Origin of the sequence: Olivibacter sp. XZL3 (assembly GCF_004368405.1) — a bacterium.
In the GTDB taxonomy this organism is placed as follows: domain Bacteria; phylum Bacteroidota; class Bacteroidia; order Sphingobacteriales; family Sphingobacteriaceae; genus Olivibacter.
In genome coordinates this window covers 72,314-84,845 of the sequence record NZ_SBJH01000004.1, presented here as the reverse complement: position 1 = coordinate 84,845, position 12,532 = coordinate 72,314, and the positions used below count along the sequence as shown (strand labels likewise).

Sequence of the window (12,532 nt, the reverse complement as noted above, 5' to 3'; positions counted from 1 at the left end):
TTGAAAAGCCTGTAATCAGGACCTTTGTAAGGTCGAAAGTTCTGTATAAGAAATTTAAAAATAAAGAAATGAAAACAGTTAAGTTGAACAACGGAGTGGAAATGCCGATATTGGGATTTGGCGTATTCCAGATTCCTGATGCCGCCGAATGTGAAAGAGCGGTCATAGATGCCATTGAAACAGGCTACAGGCTGATCGATACGGCAGCTTCCTACCTGAATGAAACTTCAGTTGGCAACGCAATCAAAGATAGCGGTATTGCCAGGGAAGAGCTATTTATTACCACCAAGCTTTGGGTACAGGATACAGGATATGAAAAAACAAAAGCAGCCTTTCAAAAGTCCTTTGACAAGTTGCAATTGGATTATCTGGATCTTTATCTTATCCATCAGCCTTATGGGGATATTTTCGGTTCGTGGCGGGCCATGCAGGAATTATACCATGAAGGGAAGGTAAAAGCCATCGGTGTTGCCAATTTTCAGCCCGACAGAATGATCGACCTGATCGTAAACAGTGGCTTTACGCCTGCCATCAACCAGATCGAAACGCATCCGTTCCACCAACAGGTGGAGAATCAAAAATTCCTTTCAGAAAATAATGTACAGATACAGTCATGGGGACCTTTTGCAGAAGGAAAAAACAATATATTCCATAATGACGTATTAGCGGCTATCGGCGAAAAATACAATAAATCGGTAGCTCAGGTCATTTTAAGATGGCTGACCCAAAGAGATGTTATTGCCATCCCAAAATCGGTGCGTAAGGAAAGAATGGCGGAGAATTTCAACATTTTCGATTTTGAGCTTTCGACACAGGATATGCAGGAGATCACCACGTTGGATACAAAAGAAACTTTATTTTTTGATCACCGCGATCCGGATAAAGTGAAATGGTTGAGCGAACGTAAACTGGACCTATAACCCTTAAATGACATAGAAATGGATCGTCGCACCATCTTAAAAACAGTAGGATTTGCCGTGGCGGGAAGTATCCTGCTTCCCCCCGGAGCTTCTGCGCAACCTGCTAATACAGCGTTGGAAAACAGCAATAAGTCAAAACAGCCTGCTCCCGGCAAGCGAACATTGGGGAAAACGCTTGAAGTTTCCAGCGTTGGTCTCGGGGTGCAGAATATGAGCCGGACGTACCAGACCACCATTCCTTTACGTGCCGAAATGCACAACATTATCAGGACTGCTTTTGACAAGGGTATTACCTTTTTTGATGCGGCCGAAGCCTACGGCCCCTGGGAAGTAGAGCACATTCTGGGGGAAGGGATCAAGCCTTTTCGGGATAAGGTAAAAGTCGCCACGAAGTTCGGTTGGAACATCGACCAGCAGACCGGCAAGTGGTTAGCAGGTCTGAACAGCCAACCCGAACACATCAAAAAAGTGGTGGAAAATATGTTGAAACGCCTCCAGACGGATCGCATCGACTTGCTGTACCAACACCGTGTTGACCCCAATGTACCAATCGAAGATGTTGCGGGAACAATTAAAGACCTTATCAAGGAAGGAAAAGTATTGCATTACGGACTTTGTGAACCTGGACCACAAACAGTGAGACGTGCGCATGCCACCCATCCGGTTACTGCTATTCAGAACGAATATTCGCTGATATGGCGTGGACCGGAAGAAGCAATCATTCCGCTCTGCGAGGAACTTGGCATCGGTCTGGTTCCGTGGAGCCCTCTTGGCGTTGGTTTTCTTACAGGAGCCATAGATGCAGGTACAAGGTTTGCTCCGGGCGATATCCGTGGCAATGAATCCCGCTTCTCACCGGAGAACCTGGCCGGTAATCTGGCACTCGTGGATTTATTAAGAAAATGGGGTGCGCAGAAGCACGCTACTCCTGCGCAGATTTCACTGGCCTGGCTTCAGGCACAGAAGCCGTGGATTGTACCTATACCCGGTACGACACAAACGGCACACATGCTGGAAAACAGTGGTGCTGACCATGTGAAATTTACAGATGAGGAACTTGCTGCATTTACCGGAGAGCTGAATAAAATTCAGGTCAAGGGAGAAAGGCTTCCCGCAGGAGTTTTAGCGCTATCGGGAGTTGAAGCACCGATAAAAAAATAATAAGGATAACTTCTTACTAAAAGGAAATATAAAATGATACCAAAAAGAATATTAGGAAACAGTGGACTGGAAGTTTCAGCACTTGGATTGGGCTGTATGGGACTAAGCTTTGGCTATGGCCCTGCCACCGATAAGAAGGAAGCGGTACAATTGATTAGGGCAGCCTATGAAGGCGATATCACTTTTTTCGATACTGCGGAATGTTACGGCCCATTTACCAACGAAGAATTGTTGGGTGAGGCACTTGCACCTTTTCGTGATAAAGTGGTTATCGCCACCAAATTTGGCTTTGAAGACGGTGATTCAAAAAAAGGACTGGACAGTAGCCCTGAACGGATTAAAGCAGTAGCAGAAGCATCTCTAAAAAGGCTTAAAACCGACTACATCGATTTGTTTTATCAGCACCGTGTTGACCCAAACATACCTATTGAAGAAGTTGCCGGAACCATTAAGGATTTGATCAGCGAAGGAAAAATCAGGCATTGGGGTTTGTCCGAGGCAGGTGTAGAAACCATTAGAAAAGCACATTCCGTGCAACCTGTTGCGGCATTGCAGAGCGAATATTCCCTGTTCTATCGGGAACCCGAAAAACAAGTAATCCCTACATTAGAGGAACTTGGAATTGGTTTCGTTCCATTCAGCCCGTTGGGGAAAGGCTTCTTAACCGGAGCGATCAGTGAGACCACAAAATTCGATCCTTCCGATTTCAGGAATACTGTGCCCCGTTTTTCCGAAGAAAACAGGAAAGCAAACCAGGCATTGGTAGATCTGCTGAAGGATATTGCAGCTGCAAAGGAAGCCACACCTGCCCAGATAGCATTAGCATGGCTGCTAGCTCGTAAACCCTGGATCGTACCCATTCCCGGAACAACGAAACTGAACCGCTTGCGGGAAAACATCGGAGCTGTAAATGTCCAATTAAGTGATGATGAATTGAACGATATTGAAAAGGCACTGGAAAACATTGAAATCGTTGGAGCCAGATATCCAACACAATTACAGGATAGAGTTGGCAAATAAAATAAAGAGAACGGATCATTTTGTCTGTTGAAAGCACATCATCTGGCTGAAAATGTTAATTAGTAATGATTACCAAGAAAATATAGACTCATGGAAAATAGACAAAATCGCAGAAAAGCTTGGGTGGCCTTTGCAATACCTTCACTATTGCTCAGTAGCGCTTTGTGCTTTTCATCATGCAATACAAAAAACGAAAACAACGGTAACAGTATAATTATTAAAGAACAAGGTAGTTTTATGGTAGGCGGTACAAAGACTACCCAACCTGGTACGTTTAATCTGGACAGCGCTTTAAATCCACAGGGACAAACTTTTCATGGCGACCACGCCTATGCTTTCTACCAGATTCCCGAAAACGCGCATAAACTTCCGTTGGTTTTCCTGCATGGAGCCGGACAGTCTAAGAAAACATGGGAGACCACACCTGACGGTCGGGAAGGCTTCCAGAATATTTTTCTACGGAGAAAGTTCCCGGTTTACCTGCTTGACCAGCCCAGACGTGGCGATGCCGGCAGAAGTACCGTTGAAGCTACAATTAAGCCGACCGCGGACGAGCAGTTCTGGTTCACCCAATTCAGGCTCGGAAATTATCCCGACTTTTTCCCAAATGTTCAGTTTCCAAAAGATGCGGCATCGCTGGAACAGTTCTACAGACAGATGACCCCGAACACGGGAGATTTTGATGCCAATGTTATAACAGATGCAGTTTCCGCATTATTCGACAAAATAGGCGAAGGCGTCCTGGTTACGCATTCCCAAGGAGGCGGCCCGGGCTGGATGACGGCCATTAAAAATGACAAAGTCAAGGCAATCGTAGCTTATGAACCTTACAGCGGGTTTATGTTTCCGGAGGGTGAATTACCGCAGCCTATAAATTCAACTGGGCTTTTTGGTGCATTAAGCGGCGTGGAAATACCTTTGGAGGACTTTGAAAAATTGGCACAGATACCTATCGTCGTTTATTATGGCGATAACATCGCAAAGGAACCTACCAACATATGGAATGAAGACCATTGGCGCTCCGGTCTTGAAATGGCAAGGCTCTGGGCAGAGGCTATTAATAAAGAAGGTGGAGATGCAACGGTGGTACACCTGCCTGAGATCGGCATTAAAGGCAATACGCACTTTGCTTTCTCTGACCTGAACAATATCGAAGTAGCGGACGCATTGTCGAAATGGCTGAAGGAAAAAGGACTGGATAAGTAATTCAATTTAAGCGTGTCTATTTTTATTAAATGGACACGCTAACCCATTTGTCAACGTTGTATCTCGGGTATATTTGATTTTCTTAACTTGTAAAATGTCGAGAAGATTGCACCTAGACCGATGTTGCTTATCGCCGGAGAGAGCGCATACTTCCGTTATTTCAGCGAAGATGCGTACAAAGCAGCTTCTGAGCCAAACTAATTAATGATAATTCCTAACGCTTTCCACGTAGATTTGTACGATAAGGTAGATGTTATTCCTTTCGATAAGTTAGAAACGTTTTTTAAGGAAAATCTGCAATAGACAAGATTAACTTAGGTGATTTCATAAAGAATAAAAACAAGAAAAAGCAGGACACCGTTCCTGCTTTTTTTATGTTCTGTCAGGTGATGTAGGGTCGATCAGTAATATTGGTAGCAATTTCGGTAATCTGTATACCAAAAAAAAGAGATTGTATTAGGAAATTTGTATGTAAAGGTATTAGAGATGATAAAGTTAACAACACAATGGTTGATGTTGTGTATCCTTCTGTTTTCAATGACATCCTGCTCAGGGGCACAACAACCAAAAATAGCAAAAGACAAACCATTAATGGAAAAAGATGATTCATTGCAAAACAAGAAAATATTGATTGTCTATCTGTCACGTACGAAAAACACTAAAGCTGTCGCAGAAATCATCCACAAAGAAGTAGGGGGTGATCTGGTTGCATTGGAACTGGTGAGGCCCTATCCGGAAAATTACCAGCAAATAGTAGCGCAGGTGTCTAAAGAAAATGACGAAGGTTACCTGCCACCGTTAAAAAGTCAGATCGAGGATATCAATCAATATGATCTGGTATTTCTTGGTTTTCCAACGTGGGGCATGCAGCTACCTCCGCCTATGAAAAGCTTTTTGAACCAGTACGATCTGAGTGGAAAAACGGTCGTTCCATTTAATACCAACGGGGGGTACGGAATCGGTAGCAGCTTTGAAACGGTAAAGAAACTTTGTCCCAACAGTAAAGTACTGGAAGGATTTTCTACCAAAGGCGGTGTGGAACGGGATGGGATCTTATATGTAATGGAAGGTGAAAAAGAGAAACAGGTACAGCTTGAAGTACAAAGCTGGTTAAAGAAAATAGGTTTGATTAATTGAAAAAGATAAAAATATGGAAGCAACAAATAACCAAACCGTGTCAATCTTCCCTTTGGGAAATCCCGGACCTACTGAATGGTTCAGCGGTGAAGTACACGTTCAAACGTTGGTAGCTCCTGAACAAATGGAAGGTTTATATACTGTGGGACAGGTAACGTTCAGCCCTTGTGGAAGAACAAACTGGCATACACACCCTATAGGCCAGGTATTGCTGGTAACCGAAGGAAAGGGATGGTATCAGGAACGCGGCAAGCCTGCACAGGTACTAACACAAGGAACAACAGTTGCTATTCCCAAAGATGTTGAACACTGGCACGGTGCGTCTGCCGATAGCAACATGGTACATATCGCCATATCCAATATCACGGACGGTAGCAGTGTGACCTGGATGACCCCTGTTACTGACGAAGAATACGCAGAAGTGAATAAAAATAATTAAGGAACAAACATTTAACAGGTTGGAAATGCAAGATAATATAAAAGGAAAAGTAGTGGTAATAACCGGCGCAAGCAGTGGTTTTGGAGAAATTTCTGCCCGGCACTTATCAGATTTGGGAGCAACTGTGGTATTGGGAGCCCGCAGTACAGATAAAATTGAAAAATTAGCGGAGGAAATCAAAAATAAAGGCGGAAAGGCATCGGCCGTTACCACTGATGTAACGGATGTTAATCAGGTGAAAAATCTGGTAGACAGTGCAGTAAAGGAATTTGGTGAAATAGACGTTCTGTTAAACAATGCAGGTCTGATGCCGCTTTCTCCATTGGAATACCTGAAAATTGAGGATTGGGATCGTTGTATCGATGTAAATATCAAAGGTGTACTTTATGGTGTTGCGGCAGCTTTGCCCTATATGAAAGAAAAGAAATCGGGTCAGATCATCAGTGTGTCGTCCGTAGCAGGACATACGATCAGTCCAGGTGGTGCAGTATATTCTGCTTCCAAATATGCAGTAAGGGTAATTTCCGAAGCATTGAGGCAGGAAGTAAAACCATACAATATCCGGACGTCGGTAATTTCTCCGGGAGCAGTAGCTACCAACCTGCCCAATAGCATCACTGCTGAAGACGTATCGAAAGGCATCCACGACTATTACGAAAAAAATGCGATTTCGGCTGATTCGTTCGCCAGATCTCTGGAATTTATCATCAACCAACCTGAAGATATGGACGTGAACGAAATTCTTTTCCGTCCGACAATTCAGCAGTTATAATCTGAAAGAATAGGTTTAGCAAATTGATAAATGAACATACTAATATTAGGTGCGGCAGGAAGGATCGGAAGATTGCTTACAGCCGACCTTCTTGCACAGACCCCGTATAATCTGGTGCTGTATGCAAAGAATGCAAATGTACGCTTAAAGGGTGAAAAATCTGAACGGGTAAAAATAGTAGATGGAGACTTTAAGGAGCTGGATGCTCTGGTTAACGCAATGAATGAGGTCGACATCGTTTACATCAACGATCTGGGCGATGATCAGTCTACCCGCACTATTATAGAAGCCATGAAGAAAGCTGGCGTGAAACGTGTCATTGGAGCCTCCATCCTTGGCATATATGATGAGGTGCCCGGAGAATTTGGCCGTTGGAACAAAAGAATGATCGGCAGTTCGCCACGGATGCAAACCCAGATAAACTCGGCCCGTATCATAGAGGATTCGGGACTTGATTATACCCTGCTCAGGTTAACATGGCTTTATGACCAGGAGGGTAACCGGGATTATGTGCTTACTGAAAAAGGAGATCCCTTCAGAAGTACACAGGTTACCAGGGAAGCTGTAGCCCAATTGATTGTTGACGTCGTAATGGCCAAAGACGAACGTTTTATAGGTAAAAGTTTGGGTGTAGGTGAACCCGATACCGAATGGGATAAACCGTCCTTCTATTGACAAGAAACATAAATAGGATGAAAATGATAGGTCGTAACACCATATTATTGTTTTCCGTTTTTACTGCAAATTGCACATCTCCCGACGCATCAGTTTATGATGAGCCGCGCAATGGAATTGAAACAGAAGCCAACATATCAATGGATACGCATCTAACCGTAAATAATCTTGTTGAGGATATTGCAAAGCATCCTGCGTTTCAGGGCTTTGGCAACCTATTATTGCCGAGCGATAATAATACACGCTACTACAATACACCGATCAGGAATATCGGCTCATTGATGCCCTACCACAATGCTGTCCATCCGGACGAAGAGGTAGCGGCGTTAAACCGTTTGATCGATGATGTGAACAGCAACAAAACTGTCTTTTATAGCTTTTACAGTGATGAGCAGATAAAACAGGATCCCCGCAAAAACAATACAGGGTTGTTCTTTTATCGTGGGGAACCTGATGCGCCTTTTGCCATTGTTTGTCCCGGAGGTGGGTTTTCCTATGTCGGCTCACTGCATGAAGGGCTTCCGCTTGCATCGGAAATCAGCAAAAAGAAATTGAACGCATTCGTTGTCCGTTATAGGATAGGTAGTGAGCAATGGGCCACAGAAGACCTTGCCGAGGCAATACGTTTCGTTTTTGAAAATGCCTCTACGTTAAAAGTGGATACAAAAAACTATTCATTGTGGGGCGGTTCCGCAGGGGCAAGAATGGTGGGCAATATTGCCTATTATGGTGTTAATGCCTTTGTTCAGGGCAATTATCCCAATCCGGCTGCTGCCATTATCGCTTATACCGGTCAATCTTTATACAGTGAGAATTTTCCACCCACATTTATAACCGTTAGCGCGAATGATCCGATAGCCAATATACGGGTTATGGAAAGGCGTGTACAGAATCTAAAAAACGTAGGCGTTACAGTTCAGTATGAACGGTACGAAAAAGCGGGCCACGGGTTTGGCCTGGGAACCGGTACCGATGCGGCAGACTGGCTGTATAAGGCTGTGGATTTTTGGAGGAGCCAGATGAAGGAGTAACTATAAGGTGTGGCCTTATTTCTATGTTGATATTCAGTCTATTATGAACTATAAAAATTATAAACGCTAAAAAATCATAGGTATGAAAACATTAATTTTTGCATTATTAATAACCGTTATTGGTAAACAAACATCACTTGCACAAGAGTCTGCTGTAGATCAAGAAATTATCAAACTCTCCAAAGACAAGTGGCAGTGGATGTCCGATAAGAACACAGAAGTTCTGGATAATCTCTTTCACGAAAAATCGATGTTTGTCCACATGGGCGGATCATGGGGAAAGCAACGTGAAATCGATGTCATTAAAAGCGGAGGTATCTGGTACAAGAAAGCGGAAGTCTATTCTGCGACGGTGAACATCATTGGCAACACCGCCATACTCTTAAATGACATTGATCTGGAAGCGGTAGTTGGCGGCAATACCGTTACCAATCCCTTTATGGTAACCGAAGTATATATCAAAGAAGACGGTGAATGGAAGATGGGATCGCTTACGTTCTCGCGTTTGCTGCGGCCGGTTAAAATGAACGGAGATAACGACCATTAAACGAAACTAAGATGAAAAAAATATTGACAGGTTTAGCCATCATCATCTGCTTGAGTCTGCATGCGCAACAAAAGGCGATGAATACTGGTCTATCCGGAGGACCGACGGTCCGCACCGCTTCCGGAATGGTACAGGGAGTAGCTGAAGGGGAAGTCGAAAGCTTCAAGGGGATTCCCTATGCCGCTGCCCCAGTAGGTGAATATCGCTGGCGACCGCCGCAACCCGTTTCGGCATGGGAAGGCGTGCGTGATGCAAGCAAGTTCTGTGCCGACTGTGCCCAGGCGGGTTGGCCCCGGACAGATGGCACAATTCGGGAAAACACATCGGAAGATTGCCTGTTTCTAAATCTATGGCGCCCCTCCACCGCTAAACAGGAAGCAAAGCTGCCCGTTATGGTTTGGATCTATGGTGGCGGATTTGTAGGCGGTGGTAGTTCCTATCCCGAAACTTCGGGAACGCAGTTTGCTAAACAGGGAGTTATCTTAGTAAACTTCAATTACCGCCTCGGAAGACTGGGGCATTTTGCTTTTCCTGCCCTCTCCGCCGAGCATCCCGATGAACCAAAGGGAAGCTATGCCTATATGGACCAAATTGCAGCACTCAAATGGGTGCAGCAGAATATAGCAGCATTCGGAGGCGATCCTGGCAATGTTACCATTTTTGGAGAATCTGCCGGAGGGGTTTCCGTACATTCCTTACTGACCATACCAGCGGCTAAAGGTCTTTTCCAAAAAGCGATCATAGAATCGGGGGGTGGCCGGGATGGCGTTCTTACCGGCAGACCGATAAACGAAGAGAATGCAGACCCTTATTACCAGGTTTCGGCGGAAACCATTGGAATAAACTTTGCCCGCAAGCACGGGATTGAGGAAACGGATGCGGCGGCGCTGGCAAAGCTCCGTTCGTTAAGCGTAGAAGATATTGTGGACGGCGGACAGGAGAGTGACGGACCAGGCGGGCTGCCTATTTATCCGGGGCCGATCCTCGATGGCAAACTGGTGGTAGAGACAGCCCAGAGCGCATACGAAGCTGGCCGACAGCCAAATGTTCCCATCATTATTGGATCAAACAGTGCTGAGGTACCGGCAGGGTTTGTCAATGCCCGTTCCAAGGAAGAATTGCTGTCTATTTTTGGAGACCATAAGGAGGAGGCTGTTTCCGCCTATGATCCGGATGGTACGATGGAATTTGCCGAGATGCTGACAATGGTCAATACGGATAAGGTATGGGCAGAACCGGCACGGTTCACCGCGAGAACCTTTACTGCCAAGCGTAGCCCTGCCTATATTTACCTGTTCTCCTACGTTGCTGACTCCATGAAAAACCGTATGCGCTATGGTGCAGCTCACGCATCTGAGATCCCGTACGTATTCGACAATCTTGGGGTGCGCGGTGGAACAGCTGTCTCGCAAAAAGATCAGGATGTGGCCAGGATGATGAATACCTATTGGGCAAATTTTGCAAAAACCGGAAACCCTAATGGCGAAGGATTGCCGGCATGGCCTGTTTACCAACCTCAAACGGAGGCTATTCTTGAATTTCGTGCAGATGGTACTGCGGTTGGTACTCCTGATCCCAAGAAAGCACGGCTGGATGTTATGGAGAAGATAGCAGAGAAATAAGAAATTAAGCACACAATCAGAATACAACGATAATGACCCCAAAATTTATAACAGTTATAGCAGCTCTGATGATCACTGTTGGCTGTAAAGCCCAGAGTGTAAAAGATAATAACTACATCGTTCTTAAAGAACAGGGCAGCTTTGCTGCCGGGGGAACAGTTATAACCGCAACCGGCACCTACGATCCTTCCCAACCAACAGAGCAGGGTCAGACCTTTCATGGTGACCATGCCTATGTTTTTTATCAGGTTCCTGCTAACGCGAAAAAGCTACCCCTAGTGATGTGGCATGGTATCGGACAGTTTTCAAAAACATGGGAAACAACACCCGACGGGCGCGAAGGTTTTCAGAATATTTTTCTTCGCAGGCGCTTTGGGGTATATGTAATCGACCAGCCCAGAAGAGGAAACGCAGGGCGTAGTACGGTGGCCGCTACAATTAACCCCACACCTGACGAGCAGCAATGGTTTAACACGTTTCGCGTAGGCGTTTGGCCGGACTATTATGAAGGGGTGCAATTTGTGCGGGATTCAAGTACGCTTAACCAGTATTTCCGTTCCATGACCCCAAGCATCGGACCTATTGATTACGCAGTAACAACCAATGCGGCTTCAGCGATCTTCGATCAAATTGGTCCCGCCATTCTTGTTACCCATTCTCATAGTGGCGGAATGGGCTGGATCACCCGTACAAAAAACGAAAATGTAAAAGCCATCGTATCTTATGAACCGGGAAGCATGTTTATATTCCCCGAAGGAGAGGTGCCTGCTCCCATTGAAAGTTCGGCAGGTCCGCTCGAAGCGGCGGCTGTTACGATGGCAGATTTTATGAAACTTACCAAAATCCCCATCATCATTTACTACGGAGACTTTATTCCTGAAAAACTATCTCCCAACACGGGTGCAGATGGATGGCGGGCGCGGCTGGCAATGGCAAGATTGTGGAGGGATGCGGTAAACAGACATGGTGGGGATGTTACCGTTGTTCATCTTCCCGAAGCTGGTCTCAAAGGCAATACGCACTTTCCCTTTTCAGATCTGAACAATGTGGCAGTTGCAGATTTGATGTCTAAATGGTTAAAGGAAAAAGGCTTGGATAAGTGATATTGGTAGACAAAACCGTAATCTGTATACCTTTCCTCCTATTTTAATCTCGAACTTTGTACTATTAATTAGCGGCAGAAAATATGGTGCTTAATTAAAATATTAAATAATGGAAATAATGATAAGAAAACTTTTCAAATCAATATTATTTGTAATGGCAGTAACTGTTTCCACAAGCATAAATGCCCAACCAAATGCAGACCAGAATTTAGATAGCAAACAGCAGGCGATTGTCCGCATTGCGGCGCTCACCGGAAAAGGCGATTTGGAGAAACTGAAAACAGAACTGAACGGAGGACTTGAAGCGGGACTTACAGTGAACCAGATTAAGGAAACCCTTATGCATGTCTATGCCTATGCCGGATTTCCCCGTAGCCTAAGAGGATTGCAAACATTTATGGCTGTATTGGATGAACGCAAAGCCAAAGGGATTGAAGATAAAATGGGAGCCGATGCATCACCAATAAAGGGTGACCGCAGTAAATACGAACGTGGCAAGGCCATTTTGGAAGAATTAAGTGGTGTTCCCGAAACCGAGCCGAAAACCGGATACGCAGCATTTGCACCTACCATAGAGATCTTTCTGAAAGAGCATCTTTTTGCCGATATTTTCGAGAGGGACGTGCTAACGTATCAGGAAAGAGAATTGGTAACTATATCTGTGCTCAGCGGTATCGGCGGCGTGGAGCCTATGTTGCGTTCCCATTTAAATCTATCCCTGAATGTTGGTTTGACAACCAATCAATTACTGCAGTTTGTAGATGTTATCAAACAGGCAGTTGGTAAAAAAGAGGCTAAGGACGCACAAAAAGTGCTGGACGAAGTGTTGGGAAGTAAGAAATAATAAACAAAAAATAGGAAGATCATGAAGAAGATATCGTCAATAATTGCATTAGTAA

At 44.9% G+C, this 12,532-nt stretch carries 13 protein-coding genes; all 13 read left to right on the top strand.

Features of this window, described 5'->3' with window-relative positions; translation table 11 throughout:
* The first annotated feature begins 68 nt into the window (after positions 1 to 68).
* The 13 genes from EPX21_RS01155 to EPX21_RS01090 all read left to right on the top strand — a co-directional run bounded on the left by EPX21_RS01155 (position 69) and on the right by EPX21_RS01090 (position 12,477).
* Positions 69 to 920, top strand: a complete 852-nt coding sequence (locus tag EPX21_RS01155; protein ID WP_134087850.1) for an aldo/keto reductase — start codon at positions 69 to 71, stop codon at positions 918 to 920.
* A 57-nt stretch (positions 921 to 977) separates the two neighbouring features.
* Positions 978 to 2,081: an aldo/keto reductase gene (locus EPX21_RS01150; protein ID WP_240768450.1), complete on the top strand. Its 1,104-nt coding sequence runs from the start codon at positions 978 to 980 to the stop codon at positions 2,079 to 2,081.
* A gap of 36 nt (positions 2,082 to 2,117) precedes the next feature.
* Positions 2,118 to 3,101 (top strand): aldo/keto reductase, encoded by a 984-nt coding sequence (locus tag EPX21_RS01145; protein WP_134088003.1) that lies wholly within the window; start codon positions 2,118 to 2,120, stop codon positions 3,099 to 3,101.
* Between the two features lie 90 nt (positions 3,102 to 3,191).
* The gene (locus EPX21_RS01140; RefSeq protein ID WP_134087848.1) at positions 3,192 to 4,307 is read left to right on the top strand and encodes an alpha/beta fold hydrolase; all 1,116 of its coding nucleotides are present in this window, start codon (positions 3,192 to 3,194) and stop codon (positions 4,305 to 4,307) included.
* A 486-nt stretch (positions 4,308 to 4,793) separates the two neighbouring features.
* Positions 4,794 to 5,444 (top strand): flavodoxin, encoded by a 651-nt coding sequence (locus EPX21_RS01130; RefSeq protein ID WP_134087847.1) that lies wholly within the window; start codon positions 4,794 to 4,796, stop codon positions 5,442 to 5,444.
* Between the two features lie 13 nt (positions 5,445 to 5,457).
* A complete protein-coding gene (locus EPX21_RS01125; RefSeq protein WP_134087846.1) occupies positions 5,458 to 5,883 on the top strand; it encodes a cupin domain-containing protein in 426 nt (141 codons plus the stop codon).
* 25 nt (positions 5,884 to 5,908) lie between these two features.
* A complete protein-coding gene (locus EPX21_RS01120) occupies positions 5,909 to 6,655 on the top strand; it encodes an SDR family oxidoreductase (protein WP_134087845.1) in 747 nt (248 codons plus the stop codon).
* A gap of 30 nt (positions 6,656 to 6,685) precedes the next feature.
* Positions 6,686 to 7,330 (top strand): NAD(P)H-binding protein, encoded by a 645-nt coding sequence (locus EPX21_RS01115; RefSeq protein WP_134087844.1) that lies wholly within the window; start codon positions 6,686 to 6,688, stop codon positions 7,328 to 7,330.
* Positions 7,331 to 7,353: 23 nt separating this feature from the next.
* Positions 7,354 to 8,361 (top strand): alpha/beta hydrolase, encoded by a 1,008-nt coding sequence (locus EPX21_RS01110; protein WP_206105966.1) that lies wholly within the window; start codon positions 7,354 to 7,356, stop codon positions 8,359 to 8,361.
* An 82-nt stretch (positions 8,362 to 8,443) separates the two neighbouring features.
* Entirely contained in the window at positions 8,444 to 8,908 is a 465-nt protein-coding gene (locus EPX21_RS01105; protein WP_134087843.1) for a nuclear transport factor 2 family protein, read from the top strand.
* Positions 8,909 to 8,919: 11 nt separating this feature from the next.
* Positions 8,920 to 10,530 (top strand): carboxylesterase/lipase family protein, encoded by a 1,611-nt coding sequence (locus EPX21_RS01100; RefSeq protein WP_134087842.1) that lies wholly within the window; start codon positions 8,920 to 8,922, stop codon positions 10,528 to 10,530.
* Between the two features lie 68 nt (positions 10,531 to 10,598).
* Positions 10,599 to 11,633, top strand: coding sequence for an alpha/beta fold hydrolase (locus EPX21_RS01095; RefSeq protein WP_206105965.1), 1,035 nt, complete (start codon positions 10,599 to 10,601; stop codon positions 11,631 to 11,633).
* Positions 11,634 to 11,742: 109 nt separating this feature from the next.
* The gene (locus EPX21_RS01090) at positions 11,743 to 12,477 is read left to right on the top strand and encodes a carboxymuconolactone decarboxylase family protein (protein ID WP_240768446.1); all 735 of its coding nucleotides are present in this window, start codon (positions 11,743 to 11,745) and stop codon (positions 12,475 to 12,477) included.
* Positions 12,478 to 12,532 lie beyond the last annotated feature (55 nt).

What these genes read in the sequence shown, in the direction of transcription:
- EPX21_RS01100 (WP_134087842.1), top strand. Translation starts at nt 8,920, where the DNA reads ATGAAAAAAATATTGACAGGTTTAGCCATCATCATCTGCTTGAGTCTG.
- EPX21_RS01110 (WP_206105966.1), top strand. Translation starts at nt 7,354, where the DNA reads ATGATAGGTCGTAACACCATATTATTGTTTTCCGTTTTTACTGCAAAT.
- EPX21_RS01155 (WP_134087850.1), top strand. Translation starts at nt 69, where the DNA reads ATGAAAACAGTTAAGTTGAACAACGGAGTGGAAATGCCGATATTGGGA.
- EPX21_RS01125 (WP_134087846.1), top strand. Translation starts at nt 5,458, where the DNA reads ATGGAAGCAACAAATAACCAAACCGTGTCAATCTTCCCTTTGGGAAAT.
- EPX21_RS01115 (WP_134087844.1), top strand. Translation starts at nt 6,686, where the DNA reads ATGAACATACTAATATTAGGTGCGGCAGGAAGGATCGGAAGATTGCTT.
- EPX21_RS01095 (WP_206105965.1), top strand. Translation starts at nt 10,599, where the DNA reads ATGATCACTGTTGGCTGTAAAGCCCAGAGTGTAAAAGATAATAACTAC.
- EPX21_RS01140 (WP_134087848.1), top strand. Translation starts at nt 3,192, where the DNA reads ATGGAAAATAGACAAAATCGCAGAAAAGCTTGGGTGGCCTTTGCAATA.
- EPX21_RS01120 (WP_134087845.1), top strand. Translation starts at nt 5,909, where the DNA reads ATGCAAGATAATATAAAAGGAAAAGTAGTGGTAATAACCGGCGCAAGC.
- EPX21_RS01105 (WP_134087843.1), top strand. Translation starts at nt 8,444, where the DNA reads ATGAAAACATTAATTTTTGCATTATTAATAACCGTTATTGGTAAACAA.
- EPX21_RS01130 (WP_134087847.1), top strand. Translation starts at nt 4,794, where the DNA reads ATGATAAAGTTAACAACACAATGGTTGATGTTGTGTATCCTTCTGTTT.
- EPX21_RS01090 (WP_240768446.1), top strand. Translation starts at nt 11,743, where the DNA reads ATGGAAATAATGATAAGAAAACTTTTCAAATCAATATTATTTGTAATG.